Below are 16011 nucleotides of genomic sequence, written 5' to 3'. Positions count from 1 at the left end.
CGTTCGGTATCCAGTGTGACGGGTTTCGGCCGGTGGAGCAAGACCCTTCGTCGGGCCCTTCCCGTGCGCGAGAACGGCCCAGGACACCCCCACGGGGTACCTGGGCCGTGCTCGACGCCCGCGCGCGGCCGTTACACGTTCGGCACCTTCAGCCGGTCCCAGCTGACCTTCCCGGGGATGCCGTCCGCGTCCTTGCCCTTGAAGCCGAGCTTGTGCTGCCAGGCGGCGTAGGAGCGGCGGTCGGCCTCGGTCCACTCGGGGCTCGGGCCCTCCTCGTACCGGCCACAGCCCTCGGCGACCAGGCGCCGGCCCATCGCCGTGATGATCGGGGACTTCTGCCCGATGTGGAAGAAGCCGCTGCCCGGGAAGGGCTCCAGCTTCGGCTTGGGAGCGGGCTTCGGGTCCGGCTCGGGGTCGGGCCCGGCTCCCCCGCCCTTCAGCCGCCGCGCGATGCGCCCCCGCATCCCGTCCATGGTGAAGCCGCGCGGGTCCTGCTTGCCCGGCTGCCACTCCTTGTGCCCGATGACCGAGCGTTCGCTCCAGTCGTGGTGGCGGCAGATCGCGGCGGAGACCTTCTCGATGGCCTCCTTCTGCGCCTCGGGCCAGGGGTCCCTGCCGTCGCCGAGGTTGACGCACTCGAAGCCGTAGAAGCGGGCGTTGCCGTCGGTGTCGGCCTCGTTGTCGTGCGGCAGCTTCGACTCGTTGATCACGGCCCGCAGTACGTCGCTGTCGCCCAGACCGGCGTGGTTGGCGCGGCCGTTGCCGACGAGGTGGACGTGACCCTTCTTGTCGATGACGCCGTGGCAGAGCGGGCCGGGCAGACCGGAGTAGCCGTTGTAGCAGATGTTCACCGAGGCCTCGGTGCCCTTGGTGACGGTGTGGTGGATCATCACGCCGTTCACCGGGCCCCAGGCCCCCTTGCTGTTGCGGTTGTGGGTGCGCCAGCTGCGCACCTCGTGGACGGTCAGACCCTCCGCGCGGAGGATCTCCACCATCTTGGACGCGCTCAGGGGCTTCGCCATCACTCGTCTCCTTCCGCCGCGGACTCCGCGTCGGCCGTGGTCTGTGACCTGCCGCGGGACGGGTCCTCCGCCAGCCGCTCCTCGCGCGCCGCCTGTTCCTCCGCCGCGAGCGTCGCCTCGTCCGCCGCCGGGATGCCGCTGGCCAGCGGATTGAAGGCAAGCCGCAGATCGACGGTGCCGCCCTCGCCCTTGACGAGGGCCAGCGGCGCGAAGGACCGGACGATGCCTGAGGGCTCCCGGAGCAGCGGGCGCCGGGCCGCGTCCGTGGGCCATTCGACCCCGCCGGTCGCGGTGCGGGCGGGGACGATCCAGTGGTCGCCGCTCCGGTAGCTCGCGCCCTTGGCGAAGTACACCTCGACGCCGTCCTCCAGCGGCAGCCACTCCCCCTCCGTGACCGGCACGGCGCCGCCCTCGAGGGCGGTCGTACGGCCCTTGCGCCGCGGGCCCGCGTGGTGGTCCCAGCGGCGCAGGTACGGGTTGAGGTGGGGCAGCCGTCCGACGCCCTGGTCGGGCTCGGCGCTCAGCCGGACCCGGCGTCCCGGCAGGTCCAGTTCCTCGACCCGCAGCAGGGGCAGGGGTTCGAGGCGGGAGGCGTAGGCGGTGTCGACGAGCTCCACCTGGTCGCCGACGTCCAGGTCCAGCTTGTCGTCATGGCCGAGGGACGCCAACTGCACCCAGGTGCCGTCGAGTTCGTCGACGGGGAAGACCACCGAGCCGTTCTCGCGGGACCACTTGAAGGTGGCGTCCTTCGCCTCGCCCCCGGCGTGCACCTCGACGCGGTACAGCTGGTTCTCCTGGCCGCGGTAGCGGGCGTCCGGCCTGACCAGGCAGGGGTCCTCGTCGGCGTGGTCGGGACGCTCGCTGCGGGCGGCGAGGCGCGCGGTGGGCGCGGCCTGCTTCCGCGCCCACTTGTCGAAGGCGGCCCGTACGACCTCCCTGGACGGGTCGCTCTCCTCGATGTCCAGCGCGGCCAGCGACAGCGGCAGCACCTGCCATACGACCTTCACGCGGGCGGCCGTGTCCGGCATCGCGGCGCCGAGCGCGACCTCGCGCAGGGCGGGGTCCTCGGCGGCGGAGACGGTCCGCTCCCACACGTTCAGGTACACCACGAACGGCGATGTGGCGGGCGAGGGCAGCCGGTCGCCGGGCTTCTCCGGGTCGCGGAAGCCGTCGGGCTGGTCCCAGTAGGTCCAGAAGGCGGGCGGGGCGGCGGGGGTGTCCTGCTCCTCGGCGCCCTCGTCCGGGACCGGGACGCCGGGTGCCGGGCGGGTCGCGTCGAGCAGGATGCCGTCGACGTAGTACCGGCCGCCGTGGATGTGGAGCGTGTCGATGTCGTGCTTGCCGCCCACGTACTCGATCTTGAAGCCCGCGGCCCGGGCGGGCCCGCCGTACCGGCCGATCACATCGGCGGCGAGGGTGCGGGCCTGGTGCAGCTGGATCGCGGTCTGCTCGTTGATGTCGGCGTCGAGCTGGACACGGCCCTGCTGGGCCACGACCGCCGAGTAGCGCCGCTCGGGACGGAACGTGAGGCGGGAGAGGTCAGCGTGCATGAAGGGGGTCCCCCTGGTTCAGGAAAGTGCGGGTTCGCGAAGTCGGTGGTGGCGGCTCACGTCACGAAGAAGAGGCCGGCGTCGGTGCCCGCCGGGGTGTATTCCGCGAGCCGTGCCCTCAGGCCGTCCTCGCGCTGCGGCCGGTACAGGTCGTGGAAGGCGCCCATCTCGGCGCCGTCGTCCGAGCCGCGCCGGATCTCCTCGGCACAGCGGTCCGCGGGCAGGCCGTACCAGGCCGTTCCGTAGCGCTCGGAACCGAACAACGGACGTACCCGACCGGCCTGTTCGGCGCCGACGAGGTCGGGCTGGCAGCGGTACCGGCGCGGGGTGCGCGAGCCCGGTGGCACGTACGAGTACCGGAGGCAGCCGACGCCACGCCGGGCCACCTGGAGACGGCCGGTGAGGATCGAGTTCTCGGCGATCTTCACCGCGTGGGTGTGGATCTCGCCGATCACCGTGGTGCGGTGCAGGTGCAGCACCGCGTGGGCGTGCCGGCAGTCCGGCGCGGACAGGGCCTCGCGGCCGGGGCCGGTGGCGTCGAGGATGCTGTCGCGCAGATGGATGTCGAGCGGGTCCTCGCTCACCTCGTCGCCGATGACCTCGATGGTGCCGAGGATGCTGTGTTCGATCTGGAGGCACGCGGTGGTGCGTTCCAGGACGATGCTGGGCTCCTCCGGCGAGTGCGGGTCGCACTCGGGCTCCAGCGACCAGCCCGGGACGAGCGTGCAGTGGCGTACGACGACCGCGCCCATGGGGCCGGTGACGTTGATGCCTCGTCCGGCGACCAGCAGGCCGTCGAGGACGATGCGGGGACGTTCGTGCGGGGCGCAGTCCTCGGACACCGCACGGATGTTGAGGGCGTCGGGGCGGTTGCTGTACCAGTCGAGCAGGCGGATCACCGGCCGGGTGCCCTCGGCGGCCCGGACCTCCAGACGGTCGCCGGGGTCCAGGTCGAAGTCGAGCTGCTCCTGGTAGGCGCCGCTGTGCGTGATCTCGATGATGCCGTCGGGGCCGGTCCGGTCGGCGCGGCGGTCGTGCTGCCAGGCCCGGTAGGCGTCCATGATCTGGCGGTACGGCTGCCCCGGACCGACCCGGTAGACCTCGGCTTCGGGGCGCGGCTCCCGGTCGGGGCGCTCGTACTCGCCGCCGCCCAGGTCGGCGCCGAACGCGTACTGGTAGTCCACCCACACGCCCTGCCTGGGCGCCGACCGCGAGCCGAACGCGATCCGGCCGAGCTCGGGGTCGACGGCCACTTGGCCGCGCTTCGGGCGGTAGCGCCAGTCGGACAGGTCGGCGACGACGATGTCCTGCGGCGGTACCGGCTGGTCCTCGCCGTCGCGCCGGATGACCAGGCTCTTGCCGGGGCCGTAGTGGTCGGCGAGCCGGTCGTGGAGCCCGCGGCGCGTGATGAACGCCGGGACGTTGTCGACGGTCGCGATGTGCGTGGGCGACGGCTCCGGGAAGGGCTTGGTGACCAGGGGGGTGTCGTTGCCCAGGATCGAGAAGGTGTAGAGGTTGCGGGCACGGTCGACGCAGTACGCCGGGGACCGCGTGAGCGCATGGGCCTTCAGCCGCCAGACGAACAGCGCGACTCCGGCCGGCGTCCAACCGCCCTGCCGGTGGCCGGAGTCGGCGCGGCGGACGTCGGCCGTGCGGGCCATGGCGCCGAACGGCCCGCCCGCGAGGTCGAGCCCCGAGTTGTCGCGCAGATCGACGAGCCGGCCGCGTCCGCCGCGGTGGACGCCTGGGTCGCCGTACAGCTTCACGGGCTGGGTGTGGGCGACCTGCCGGGACAGCTCGACGGCGCGGGCAGGCCAGCCGGTGACCTGTGCGGAGAGTTCCTCCAGGAGGTGGAGGGTGCCCTTGCGGCGGCGGTTGGCGACGGTGGCGGCGACCTCGCGGCGCGGGGCGACGGCCTCGGCGAGCGCGGCGCGGCCACCCTCGTGCAGGCCGGTCGTGAGCACGCGCTCGTAGCCGGGCAGGGTGCGGTAGCCGACCAGGTCGCCGAGGTACGGCAGCACCCAGGGTGCCGCCGTCTCCACGAACAGGTCCTCGTAGCCCTGCTGGACCCCGTCGCGCACCCGGTCGAGCTGCTCGGCGATCACCGCGAGCAGCGCGCGCAGCGCCTCGCCCTCCTCGGCGTCACGCAGCAGGTGCCGGCGCGGCAGCAGCGCGGCGAGACCGTCCGGTTCCCTGGCGGCCGTCGCCGGGGCCGCGGTCTCCAACTCGACGTCCGGGGACATCACTTGACCTCCGTCAGAATCAGGGTGTCCGCGGCCCTCGGCGACAGCAGCGCGAGCTGCGCCGGGCGGATACCGCGGAAGACGAACACCGAACGGCCCTTCGCCAGGCGCCGGGTGTCGGTGATGCCGGGGTTCAGGCGCAGGAGTTCGGCGAGCGGGACGCCGTACGCGGCGCAGATCTCCGACAGCGTCTCGCCGTTCGCCGCGCGGACCGTGTGGATCTTCTCGTCGTATGTCGCCGGGTGCGCCGGGACCGATGGCCTGGGCGGGCCGGGGTCGGTGAGGATCCCGGTCAGCTCCTCCGGTGTGGCGGACGCGGGGACGCCGGTGAAGACATCGACGTCCAGGTGGTCGACACCGGGCACGGAGTGTGCCGTGGCGAGGACGTCCGACAGACGGGCGGGGCGGCCCAACTCCCGCCCCCCGTAACCGAGTCGGCCGAGCAGGGCCTGGCGCAGGCGCGGCTCCACGATCTCCCAGGCGTGGTCGGGGGCCACCTTCACCTTGGCGGCGATCAGCAGCAGGACCAGCTCGCGTCCGTCCACGCGGACGGGGAGGTTGATGTCCCCGTACCGGGTGAGGGCGCCGCGCAGGGCCTTCAGCGTGTCCGAGTCGGCGTCGATCGGCACATCGTCCGTGCCCGCGACCGTCACATGCAGGACGCGCCGCCGTCCGTCGAAGAGTTCGTGCGCGGCGGCCCGGCCGATGCCGGCGCGGGAGCGGGCGAAGTCCTCGTAGTCGGACGCGGAGACCAGGCGGTCCAGCGCCGACACGGCGAGCGGGATCGTACGGCGGGTCAGGCCGGGGCCGTCCGCGTCCGCGCCGCCCTTGGCGGGGCGCGGGTTGGTCACCTGGGTGACGCCGAGCGGCCGGGTGAGGGGCTGGGTGACGCGCTCGGCGGCGACGTTGGCGGCCCTGCCGGTGCCGAAGCGGTAGCGGGCGCGGATGTTCTCGTGTCCGGACGGGAGACGCGCTCCGTTGACGCCGTCCCCGAACGTCACCGTCGTACGCCCGTCGGCGGTGGAGCCGGTGATGTGGACGCGTTCGCCGGGGCCGCGGCCGGCGAGGCTGTCCACCTCGTGCCACAGCACACCGTCGACCCGGATCTCCAGCACCGGTGTGGCGCCGAGGGGGTTGTCGTCGGCGAGCCAGGTGAGCGGGGACTGCCACAGCGCGAAGGTCTGGTTCACGCGGTCCGAGTCGCCGCTGCCGATGGCCTCCTCGCGGCTCTCGCCGTGGGTGGCCTCGACGACGTTGCCGAGGATCCTGACGCTCTCGCGGCGGTAGCGGTGGGCGAGGTCGGCGGTCAGGGTGAGCCGGGTGTGGACGTGGTCGCCGGGCAGTCGCGGGTCGACGGCCGGGTCCGCGGCGGCGACGGTGACGACCTCCGTGGCGCGCACCCCGGCCACCCCCGGGATGTCACTGCGCTCGCCGCTCACCATGAGGGTGCGGCCGGGCCGCAACCCGTCGTACAGCTCGGCCAGTTCGATCTCGTTGCCGTGGACGTCCTCGCCGAGCGGTTCGTCGGCAAGCCGGAGCGGTTCGCCGGCCGCGTGCACCGTGGTGTCGCGGATGTGGGAGAGCAGGACGTCGAACTCGTCCAACCAGGGTTCGGCGAGGGTGAGTTCGGTGCCGCGTCCGGTGATGCCGTAGTTGGTGTACGCCGCCGTACGGGCGGCGACGACCTGGGTGGTGACGAACGCGAGCTTCGCGTCGCCCGGGATGCCGTCCTGGGCGCCCTTGGCGGGGCGCTGGATCGCGACCCAGCTGCCGACCGTGATGCCGGTGTGGACCGCGTCGAGCTGGAGGACCCGGCGGTTGAGCGGCTCGGGCTTGCTGGCGATGACGACCTCGACGTTGGGCTCGGTGGTGCCCACGGTGTACTTGAGGCTGACCTCGTACTCGCCGTGCGTGAACTGTTCGTTGGCGTTCGGCCGCAGTGAGATCTGTTCGGAGGTGCCGTTGTGCACGCCGACGTGGACCAGGCCCTCGTCGTCCGGCCGGGACACGAAGATCGTGCGCTCGGGCAGGCCCGCGCCGAGCCGGGCCGTGACGCCGGGTTCCTGGGAGTCGGCGGGGCGGCGGTTGAGCCAGTTGAGGTCGCGGTCCTGGCCGGAGCGCACGGACAGCTCGACCTGGCCCGTGCCGAGCGGGAAGGTCACCGGCTGGGTGACGGGCAGGTTCTCGGCGCGCTGGTCGGAGCTGCTGCCCTCGACGTACTGGAACTCGGCCCGGACCGGTGTCCTGCCCGAGGTGTCGTACACGACCCGCATGCTCGCCAGCACGGCCCCTGTGAGCGGCCAGTCGGCGGTACGGATGACGCGACCGCGGTTGTCCTGGACCGGCTTGAGCGGTGCCGTGGCACCGAAGGGGGCGGCGGTGACCCGCATGGCGAGCAGGTCGCGCAGGAGTGTCGGGGTGCCGGGCGCGGCGGTGGTGCGCCAGGCCGGGTAGAGGGTGCCGAGGGAGGGGTCGAGGGCGGTGAGCAGCCGGGCGGTGTCGGTACCGGGGCGCCGGGAGCCGGTGCCGCGGGGCGGGCCGGCGGCCGGGGTCCGCAGAGCGGGAAGCACGGCGCCGAGGGCGTAGAGAGCAGCGGTGCGGGCATCGCCGCTTCCCGGGGGTGCGGGGGACTGCGTGACCGGCCCCGACGGCGCGGCGGCCGACCGCCTCCCGGTGTCTTCCGACTGTGCCGGTGCCAACTCCAGCGCACGCTCGCCGAGTTCCGCCAGCACCGCCTCCAACTGCGCGAACCAGGCGGCGACGTCCGCGTACGGCTCCGCCAGCACCTGAGCCTCACCGAGCCGCGCGACCGGCTCCGCGAGCCGCGCCGCGAGCCGCTCAGGAGTCCTGATGCCGTCCAGGTCGTCCCGCAGGGGGGCGAGCACCTGGTCCTCGAAGTCCTCGACGAGCCGGCTGACCGGCCGCGGGTTGGGCACCTCCGGAGTCGGCGGCTCGTCGCCCGGCTCCCCCGGTGCGGTCGGCGGGGCCGTCCAGCGGCGTACCTCGTCGACGAGTTCCTTCAGCGTCGGCGGAGCGGACCGCGGCAGGGAGATCGCCGTGATCTCATCCTCCCGGTCGATCCGGGCCTTCGCGATCGGCAGCAACTTCCGCTCCCCGCCCGCCTGTTCGCCGAAGACGAAGAGCAGCTGGTCACCGGTCCGGAGGGAGTTGCCCGTGCCCTCGACGAACAGCTCCGAGCGGCGCTCCAGGTCCGCGGGGGTGACCAGGGAGGGCCTGCGGCGGCGCACCTTCAGCTCGTTGAAGTCCCAGCGGGCCGTCAGGTCACGGCTGGTCTCGAAGGTCAGGGACTGCTCGTCGGCCGAGGCCGGCACGCTGTGGCTGCGGGCGCCGCGCGGGATGAGCACGGGCTGCGCCTCGGCACGCGGGTCGCGTTCCAGGGTGTACGCCAGGTGCGTGGCCGCGGCGACGCCGGGGCGTGGGCGGTGGCCCACGAGGCGGCCGAGCAGGACCAGGGAGCGGTGCTCGTTGGCCGTGCGGATGTAGGCCTCGTCGGCGATGCGCTCGGAGTGGAAGGTGAGCAGGTCGCCGAGGACGGCGGTGGCGTCCAGGAGGCCGATGGCCGGGTCGTCCGGGGTGCGCACCGTGAGGCCGCCCAGGGCCGGGTGGGCCGGTGAGGCGAGCCGGTCGAGCAGGGCCGCGCGGAAGGAGCCGTAGTCGCCGACGCGGTAGTCGAGGGCGGTGCGGCCGGGTGGGTTGTGCACGGGGGCCGGGGCGAGGCGCTCGTCGTGGCCGCCGCGGCAGGCGCCCCCGCAGCCGCAGTCGTCGGTGAGCGTGGCCTCGGTCAGCGGGATCCCGGTCATCGGGCACCTCCCAGGGATATCGCCAGCCGGCCGTTCTCCGGCCGGTCCGGGTCGTTGTCGCAGACGGCGATCTCCAACGGGCCGAGCCGCAGCACGCCGTCCTCCCGCTCACCCCGGTCCGGCTCGAACAGCCGTTGCAGCCGGGTCACTTGGACGCTCTCCACGCCGGGCACCGCGGCGGCCACGGCGACCAGCCGGCTGAGCCGGACGGGACCGCCGAAGGTCAGCGCGTCCGGGTGGAAGAAGCCCCGCGCACCGCGGCCGAGCACGCGGTGCAGCTCGGCCAGGATCTGCCCGTGCTGGTGGCCGGGCGCGGCGCACACGGTCAGCTCGATGTCCAGCGGGACGAGCCGCGCGGCGCCGACCACGACGTCGTGGCCGATACGCCGGTACGGCTCCAGCGCCTGCGCGACCGACGCCAGCAGCTCGGCCGTGGGGGCCCCGCTGCCGTACGCGTCGATCGCGATGTGCGCCTCCTGGACGCTGCCGGTCCAGCGCAGGTCGGCCGCCGCCCGCTGGACGCCGGGCAGGGCGGTGGCGAGGGCGGCGTAGTCCTCGGCGGTGACCGCGCGCAGCCGGGTGCGGCGCAGGTCGAGCGGTGCCAACTGGCGTACCTGCTCGACGGGTTCGGGTTCCGTGCCGCCGACGGCGGGCAGCGGGTTGCGTACCACGGCGGCGGGCGGTGGCTGGCAGTCGGACTGGACGACGAGGTGGTTGATGGCCTCCGCGCCGACGTTGCCGGCCGTTCCGCCGCCGAGGCGGTGGTGCGCGGCGAGCCGGGACCCGGGAGTGGGCTTCGTGCCGTGCCGCCCGTCCCCGAAGCGCAGGGCGAGACGGCCGTCGTCCTCCAGCTCACCGACGAAGTGCCGGTCGCGCGGCGCGCTGTCGAGCAGGTCGCGGCCCGGCTCCCAGATCTCGTCCTCGCCCGCGCGGAGCCGTACGGCGGGCAGGGCGTGACGCGGGTCCTGGTCGAGCGCGGCGGTCGCGGAGCCGCGCAGCGCCGGCTCGTCGGGGTGCAGTCCGGCCGCGTACGACGGCCCCCAGCTGTGGGCGATCTCCCAGGCGATGTGCCCGTCGAGGACGGTGCCGGCGCGGGCGCGGGCCGTGAGTACCTCGACCCGGCGCAGCTTGGAGTCGAGCAACCGGTCGCTGCGGTGGAGGAGTTCACGCAGTGCGCGGACCGGGTGCCGGCGCAGCTCGATCCGCTCCAGGATCCTCAGGCCGTAGATCACGGCGAGTTCGGAGATCTCCTCGTCGGCGAGGCCGTCCCGGTCGCGGGCGCTGCGCCACAGCTCGACGAGTCGCTGCCGCACCCGCCCCGGAATCGCGGAGATCCGTTCGGCCTGCCCGGCGGCGACCGTGGCCGGCTCGGGGAAGGGCACCGCCTGGACGACGGGCGCGCGTCCGAGTACGGGCCGGAAGCGGGGTGCGATGCCCGGGTAGGCGGACTGGGCGAGCAGCGTGCGCAGGGCGCCGGCCTGGGCGTACGCGGTTCCCGGCACGACCCGCTCATGCCGCTGGCCGGCGCGTTCCAGTCCGATTCCGGCACGGTTGGTGGCGGCCTCGCCGACCACCTCGAAGAGCTCCCGGACGTCGTCGGCCGTCAGCGCCTCGCCCGATTCCGCCCTGTCCGTGAGGGAGTCGATGAGCCGTGCGGGCGCGTTGGCCTCCGACCGGTCGTGGCAGCCGAAGCCGGGTGGGTCGCAGGGGGCGGCCTCGGCCGGCACCTGCGGCACGGTGAACGTCTCGGGCAGTCCGTGGAGGGTACGGCCGTGGTCCACCAGGACGACGTTGCCGCGGGCGGTCGTCACGTCCTCGACGGGCAGACAGTCACGGCCGCCGCGGGTGGCGAGGCACAGCGGGAAGCGCAGGGCGTCCTCGGCGGCCCAGGTGACCTCCAGGACCGGCTGGTCCTCGATGCGGTCCACGGCCGGGGTCACGGAGGTCAGCCGGACCGCCTGCCGGTGGCTCGGGTCGGCGTCGCCGGGGGTGCCGGTGCGCGGGCCCTTGACCTCCTCCAGGACGAGCAGGTCGCCGGGCCGCAGGTCGAGGCGGCGCTCGCGGCAGGTCTCCGGGTCCACCCACGCGTCCCGCAGGGTGGCGGAGGTGGCGCCCTTCGGCAGGGTGCCGACCTCGCCGCCCCAGGTCCACAGGCGGATCTCGTTGTGGGCGACGCGCAGCTCCAGCGGGTCGGCGGTGACGACGGGTTCGAAGACCTCCACCGAGCCGCGCTCGTCGAGGTCGCCGAGGTCGGCCTCGTCGACGACCGTGCCCGGCTCGGGGCGGTCGTGCGGGTCGAGGGTGCGCACGTCGACGGAGGCGAAGCGGTAGGTGCCGGGGGCGAGGGTGTGGTCGCCGGCGGTCTCGACGGCGACGTAGGCACGCGCCGTGCACCCGTCGTGCATCGCGTAGTCGATGAGCCGCACGTGCCGCCGCACCGAGACCCGACGCCGGGCGGTGTCCAGATAGGCCTCGGTGGCGACCGCGTCCTGCTGGTAGCTGATCCGGTCGCCGGTGTACGCGAGCAGTTCGACGAGGGTCACCCCCAGGTCGGCGGGGTTGCGCTCGACCCAGTCGGGTGTGGTGAGCGCGAGCCGGTCGAGCAGCAGCTTGCGGATGGTGTCGTAGTCGCGGGCGGTGTAGTCGATGACGGGCGCGGCCGGGAAGTCCGGGCCGTCCGGCTCTTCTTCCTCGCAGTCGAAGGGAGTCGGGCAGTCGGGCCGGAAGACGAAGGTCGCGCTGTGGTAGCGCTGGTCGAAGCCGCGGTACGGCTCTGTCCCGGGCCGTCCGTACGGGTCGGCCTCGACGAGGGAGAGGCGGTAGCGGGAGGTGTCGCCGGCCTTGTCGAGGGTGACGTAGAGCCGGTCGTCGAGCTCGGGGTCCTCCTCGCGCTCCACGCTGACGTCCACGGCGGTGATGCCGGTGACGCGCCGGCCGCCGTCCAGGCGCAGGTTCTCGGGGCCGAGGCCGTGCGGGGCCTTGCCGAGGAAGCTGACGGTGAGCAGCAGTCCGTCGTCGCTGACCTCGACGGAGTCGACCCCGTTGAGCTGGGCGGCCCGGACCTTGGTCCGGCGGGAGGTGGCGGTGGTCCCGGTCATGCCGCGGCCCTCCCCTCGAACACGTCGTCGCGCCGGGCGCCGTCGGCGCGGACGACGTACGACAGATACACACGCACGACGTTGTCCTCGCTGATCACGTCGAGGGCCTCCACCTCGATGAGGTCGCCGAGCCAGCGCTGGAGCGAGGCCTGGACGGAGAGTTCGAGGGTGCTGATGAGTTCCGGGCTGGTCGGCGCGAAGACCAGATCGAGCAGCCCGCAGCCGAAGTCGGGGCGCATCACGCGCTCGCCGGGGCTGGTGAACAGCAGTTGTTCGATGAGGTCGTGGACGTGCGCGCCGCGGGTGGCGTGCGCGGTACGGCCCCGGCGGTCGGCGCGGAAGGGGAAGGCGATGTCGCCGCGCGGACGACTGCTGGTGTGGCGGCTCATCGGACGGTGACCTTTCGCTGCGCGGTCTGGACGACGGGCGGTCCCTGCGGCACCAGGGCCGCGCTGAAGCACTGGGCCGCCGAGGTGTCGAGCAGCACCGGCGCGCCGTCGACGGTGATGCCGGTGCCGCCCGCGGTCCAGCGGACCGTCACACAGGGCGAGGGCACGCCGTCGACGGTGTGCGGGCAGCCGGTGACGACGTAGCTGTGGGCTGAGGTGGCGACGGCGCCGGCGGCGAGGCGTACGGCACCGGAGGATGTGGTGGCGGGCGTGACACGGCCGCCGTGCGGACAGCCGATCACGGCACCGGCGTCGAGCAGACTCCCGGACATGGATCCTTCTCCCCCGTCTTCGTTCGTGGCTCTCATCGCGGTCATCGAGGTCATCGCTTGGAGTGCACGGTCAACTGGCCCTCGTTGATGGTCACTTCGTTGCCGCGCAGCAGGACCTCGGCGCCCGCGCCGGTGGAGATGACCACGGCCTCCTTGGTGATGCGGATGTACGCGCCGCCCTGCGCCTGGAGGAGGATCCCCTGCTCGGCACCGGCGGTGTCGTTCATGACGAGCTTGTGCGCCCGGGGCGTCTGCACGACGACGGGCTTGTTCGGCGAGCCGGCCTGGAGCTCCCGCCGCGCGTCGGGCGGCAGTTCGTCCGCCGCCCCGTACCAGCACCCGGTCCACACCGGAAAGCTCGGATCCCCCTGCTCGAACTCCACCCACACACCCGCGCCCGGCGGCGGCACGACGAACTGCCCCGACTGCGGCCCGGTGAACGGCAGACAGGGCAGCGCCCAGGTGGACGGCTCGTCACCGAGGACGTCCGGGACCTCGACGGTGACCCGGCCGATGCGCAGCGGATCGTCGTTGCTGACGACCCGGCCGCGGAACTTGCCGAGGTAGCGATTGCTGGGTGCCGCCATGACGTTGAGTGCTCCTGATGTCGTGCGGGGTGGTTGCGGTCGTTACGGCCTGACGTGGTCGCTGCGGGCTTCGAGGCCCTCCCTGGAGAGGGTGAAGTTCTGCTGGTACGAGCCCGGACGCAGGTTGTGCGTGACGGACTTGACGAAGTAGTCGCCGTCGTACGCCCGTCCGGCGCCGCGGACGCCGACGAGCTGGCGGGGCTGGAGGATGTAGCCGTGCCGGTTGACGTCGAGCGAGCCGGAGCCGGAGACGACGTCGGCGGACACGGCGGCCCGCGCGAGCAGTTCGGCCTCGGCCTGCTCGCGCTGCTGCTTGGCGGTGCCGGAGAGCGTTCGGCGCTTGAGGGCCGGGGTGGGCCGCTTGCCGAGCGGCGGGCGCAGCGGGCTGATGGACGGCTGCGGAAGCAGGTCCGACTGCCGGGTCGCGGGGTCCTGCCATCGGGCCTGCGGCTCTTCGCGGGCGGTGCCGTCGTAGGCGAACGTCAGCTGGTCCACCGTCGAGTTGGCGTCCATGTTGACGTTGAGGGCGTGCTGGCGGATGCCGAGACGGACCTCGGGTCCCCAACGGGCGGAGGACTGGCCGGGGTTGGGTCCCGGTTCGAGGTAGAAGGTGTAGCCGTTGGCCCGCGCGAGCTCGGTGACGTAGTGCAGGTCGGTGCCGGTCTGGTAGTGGACACGGAGGTCCTGGTGCGGGGGTTGGGCGACCTTCTCGGTGTAGACGTCGGGCCGGATGCCGTAGTCGGAGTACCGGCGCAGGATGGCGAGGACGCGTTCGGAGGGCGGCAGGTTCGGATACCGTGCGGTGCGCTCCTCGAGGTCCATCAGAAGCGTCAGGTCCTCGCCGGTGACGGTGAGGGTGGAGTGGCCCGGCTGGTTGCTGGCGCCGACCTCGTGCCGGACGACGAGCCCGTCGAAGAGCACGTCGGGCGTGCCCTTCACACTCACGGTGACGATGAGCCGGGTCTTGGGGTCGAAGAACCCCTCGGGCAGCAGCCGGCGGCTGATGATCCCGTTCTTGGTGAGGTCGAAGGCGAGCTGGAAGCCGCTGCGCTCCCCCGCGGTGGCGGTGATCTGTGCGGACAGCAGCGCCTCGGTCACCTCGGCCGGGACGGGCCGGGCGAGCTTGGGGCCCATCAGGAGCGTGATGTGAACGGGGCCCTGCCCCACGGGCAGATCAAACACGCCGGTCTCCCCTGCCGCCCGGGAACCCGCCGGCCAGCGGAATGTCGATGACCCGTCCGGCCTCGTCGGTCAACTCCCGTGGATCCAGTACGGGGTTGGCGTCGGCGATCTGCCACCACTGGGCGGGGTCGCCGAAGTACCGCTGGGCGAGCAGGTCGGGGCGCTCGCCGGCGGCGACGGTGTGCGGCTGGTTGAGGTCGCTGTCGGGGCCGGCCGGGTCGAGCGGAGGCAGCAGACGGCGCTTGGTGTACCGCACTTCGGTGCCGTCGGGCTGCCGGTGGATGCCGATCTCGGCGTCGTGGTAGCGGCTGGTGCGGGGGTAGGGGTGGGCGCCCGGGATCGCGTCCAGGGCGTTCTCGTAGGGCTCGAGCTCGGCCATGGGTGTCTCCTCAGCCCCTTCCGATCACGACGTTGGTTCCGGTGCCGGTTCCCCCCAGGCCCAGGGAGCCGAGGCCGCCGCCGCGGGCAGCCGCGGCGAGGCGTTCCTTCTGGGCGAGATGAGCCATGTAGAGGTCCGCTCCGCGGTGGCCGGCCGGGAGATCACTGACCGTGAGGATCTTCATCCCGATGCTGAGGGAGGCGCGGATGGGGTTGAGATTCACGTCGAACGCCGACTCGTTGACGGACAACTCGGTCAGCCGCACGGGCATGACCCGCTTGCTCCCCCACGTGAACAGCGTCAGCGGCATCTCGATCGGACTGATCTCGATGGCCCCCTTCTGCGCCAGCTTCATCGCCGCACGGAGCTGAGCGGTGGTCGGTTGCACCAGCATTTCGAGCGTGGCGAGCTGCGGGTGGATCCCGTCGGGCGCGGCGACCTCGAACTGGTCGGTGGCGTCGATCTCGGCGGTGAACTTCCAGGTCTCCTGAGCCGGCCCTTTCAGCCGCAGGGCCTCGTTACGGTCACCGCTCCCGGTACCGCCCCCTCCCGCGTCACCGCTGTCGCCGGCGGACTGGGGGGAGACGCTGCGTTCCAGGGTGTCCGGGTTGAATTGCAGGACGATGATCCGCTGGGGGGTGCCGGTGTCGGGGTTGACCACGACTATTCCGGAGCGAATGGGCTTGGGGATGTCGGCATAGCGGGTCACAGGCGCTCCTCGAGACGGGCGCGGAGGTCCGTGTAGTCGTGCTCGGGGAAGAGCCGGGGGAAGTCGTCCAGCATTTCCCTGAGTCCGGCCACGAGGGGGAAGAAGCCCTCACCGCTGAATTCCGGCGCGCAGTACAGGTATTGCCAGCCGATCACGCCCTTGGTGACCAGCAGGGTCTCCACATAGGCCGGGTAGTCGAGATCCATGGGCATGGCGCCCTGACGCATGTCGAAGAACCAGACCTCGGGGTCGGTCGTGCCCGGCGTGGCACGCAGCAGCGACATACGGCCGCTGCCGGTCTGCGGTGTGTCGTCGAAGATGCGCAGTTCGCTGTACAGGGCGCGCTCCTCGTCGTCCTCGCCTTTCCAGATCTTGTTCAGGCGCTTGTTGACGAGTGCGCTCATGATGTGATTGAGCTTGAACTCTCCGACGAGTGACGAATCGGGCCGCTGCGACCGCCAAGCCGCCTCGATGGCGCCGTACCGGAAGAAGTACTCCTGGATGCGCGGGCTGAGCGGCAGACCGTCGGTCTCGGCGAGATCCTCGAACACGCTCTCCGCGACGTCCATGGCGTACAGCGTTTCTCCGAGCTGCGCCCGGTACACGTCGAACTCGCCCGTCTCCCTGATTTGCCGGAGGACCGCGGCACAGCGTTCCTCGAAGGGGTAGTGGAATTCGGCCTCATTGTCGTCCGTCATG

At 72.7% G+C, this 16011-nt stretch carries 12 protein-coding genes; all 12 read right to left on the bottom strand.

What is annotated here, in order from left to right; genetic code table 11:
• Positions 1–131: 131 nt before the first annotated feature.
• The 12 genes from ACIQWG_RS01870 to ACIQWG_RS01815 are packed head-to-tail and all read right to left on the bottom strand — an operon-like array spanning position 132 to position 16010.
• Positions 132–1022 (bottom strand): peptidoglycan-binding protein, encoded by an 891-nt coding sequence (locus tag ACIQWG_RS01870; protein ID WP_404089165.1) that lies wholly within the window; start codon positions 1020–1022, stop codon positions 132–134.
• The gene (locus ACIQWG_RS01865) at positions 1022–2572 is read right to left on the bottom strand and encodes a DUF6519 domain-containing protein (RefSeq protein ID WP_404089164.1); all 1551 of its coding nucleotides are present in this window, start codon (positions 2570–2572) and stop codon (positions 1022–1024) included. Before ACIQWG_RS01865 ends, ACIQWG_RS01870 begins: the two co-directional genes overlap by 1 nt.
• A gap of 56 nt (positions 2573–2628) precedes the next feature.
• The gene (locus ACIQWG_RS01860; protein WP_404089162.1) at positions 2629–4815 is read right to left on the bottom strand and encodes a hypothetical protein; all 2187 of its coding nucleotides are present in this window, start codon (positions 4813–4815) and stop codon (positions 2629–2631) included.
• Entirely contained in the window at positions 4815–8636 is a 3822-nt protein-coding gene (locus ACIQWG_RS01855; RefSeq protein ID WP_404089161.1) for a putative baseplate assembly protein, read from the bottom strand. Before ACIQWG_RS01855 ends, ACIQWG_RS01860 begins: the two co-directional genes overlap by 1 nt.
• Positions 8633–11734 (bottom strand): putative baseplate assembly protein, encoded by a 3102-nt coding sequence (locus tag ACIQWG_RS01850; protein WP_404089159.1) that lies wholly within the window; start codon positions 11732–11734, stop codon positions 8633–8635. Before ACIQWG_RS01850 ends, ACIQWG_RS01855 begins: the two co-directional genes overlap by 4 nt.
• Positions 11731–12123, bottom strand: coding sequence for a GPW/gp25 family protein (locus tag ACIQWG_RS01845; protein ID WP_404089158.1), 393 nt, complete (start codon positions 12121–12123; stop codon positions 11731–11733). The genes ACIQWG_RS01850 and ACIQWG_RS01845 overlap by 4 nt, the downstream gene beginning before the upstream one ends.
• The gene (locus ACIQWG_RS01840) at positions 12120–12455 is read right to left on the bottom strand and encodes a hypothetical protein (protein WP_404089156.1); all 336 of its coding nucleotides are present in this window, start codon (positions 12453–12455) and stop codon (positions 12120–12122) included. Before ACIQWG_RS01840 ends, ACIQWG_RS01845 begins: the two co-directional genes overlap by 4 nt.
• Positions 12456–12505: 50 nt before the next feature.
• Positions 12506–13042, bottom strand: a complete 537-nt coding sequence (locus ACIQWG_RS01835; RefSeq protein ID WP_404089154.1) for a phage baseplate assembly protein V — start codon at positions 13040–13042, stop codon at positions 12506–12508.
• Between the two features lie 42 nt (positions 13043–13084).
• On the bottom strand, positions 13085–14224 hold the full coding sequence (locus tag ACIQWG_RS01830) for a hypothetical protein (RefSeq protein WP_404089152.1): 1140 nt from the start codon (positions 14222–14224) through the stop codon (positions 13085–13087).
• Complete coding sequence (locus ACIQWG_RS01825; protein ID WP_404089150.1) at positions 14217–14603, bottom strand: hypothetical protein; 387 nt, start codon at positions 14601–14603, stop codon at positions 14217–14219. The genes ACIQWG_RS01830 and ACIQWG_RS01825 overlap by 8 nt, the downstream gene beginning before the upstream one ends.
• Before the next feature lie 10 nt (positions 14604–14613).
• Positions 14614–15312 (bottom strand): hypothetical protein, encoded by a 699-nt coding sequence (locus tag ACIQWG_RS01820; RefSeq protein WP_404089148.1) that lies wholly within the window; start codon positions 15310–15312, stop codon positions 14614–14616.
• Positions 15309–16010 carry a hypothetical protein gene (locus tag ACIQWG_RS01815; protein ID WP_404089146.1) on the bottom strand — a complete coding sequence of 234 codons (702 nt, stop codon included), beginning with the start codon at positions 16008–16010 and terminating at the stop codon, positions 15309–15311. Before ACIQWG_RS01815 ends, ACIQWG_RS01820 begins: the two co-directional genes overlap by 4 nt.
• Between the last annotated feature and the right edge of the window lies 1 nt (position 16011).

Origin of the sequence: Streptomyces sp. NPDC098781, from assembly GCF_044759995.1 — a bacterium.
Taxonomy (GTDB): Bacteria; Actinomycetota; Actinomycetes; order Streptomycetales; family Streptomycetaceae; genus Streptomyces.
Note: the sequence above shows the minus strand (reverse complement) of the source record. Positions and strands in the feature narration are given on the sequence as shown.

What these genes read in the sequence shown, in the direction of transcription:
- ACIQWG_RS01840 (WP_404089156.1), bottom strand. Translation starts at nt 12,455, where the DNA reads ATGTCCGGGAGTCTGCTCGACGCCGGTGCCGTGATCGGCTGTCCGCAC.
- ACIQWG_RS01825 (WP_404089150.1), bottom strand. Translation starts at nt 14,603, where the DNA reads ATGGCCGAGCTCGAGCCCTACGAGAACGCCCTGGACGCGATCCCGGGC.
- ACIQWG_RS01850 (WP_404089159.1), bottom strand. Translation starts at nt 11,734, where the DNA reads ATGACCGGGACCACCGCCACCTCCCGCCGGACCAAGGTCCGGGCCGCC.
- ACIQWG_RS01870 (WP_404089165.1), bottom strand. Translation starts at nt 1,022, where the DNA reads ATGGCGAAGCCCCTGAGCGCGTCCAAGATGGTGGAGATCCTCCGCGCG.
- ACIQWG_RS01855 (WP_404089161.1), bottom strand. Translation starts at nt 8,636, where the DNA reads ATGACCGGGATCCCGCTGACCGAGGCCACGCTCACCGACGACTGCGGC.
- ACIQWG_RS01815 (WP_404089146.1), bottom strand. Translation starts at nt 16,010, where the DNA reads ATGACGGACGACAATGAGGCCGAATTCCACTACCCCTTCGAGGAACGC.
- ACIQWG_RS01865 (WP_404089164.1), bottom strand. Translation starts at nt 2,572, where the DNA reads ATGCACGCTGACCTCTCCCGCCTCACGTTCCGTCCCGAGCGGCGCTAC.
- ACIQWG_RS01845 (WP_404089158.1), bottom strand. Translation starts at nt 12,123, where the DNA reads ATGAGCCGCCACACCAGCAGTCGTCCGCGCGGCGACATCGCCTTCCCC.
- ACIQWG_RS01860 (WP_404089162.1), bottom strand. Translation starts at nt 4,815, where the DNA reads ATGTCCCCGGACGTCGAGTTGGAGACCGCGGCCCCGGCGACGGCCGCC.
- ACIQWG_RS01835 (WP_404089154.1), bottom strand. Translation starts at nt 13,042, where the DNA reads ATGGCGGCACCCAGCAATCGCTACCTCGGCAAGTTCCGCGGCCGGGTC.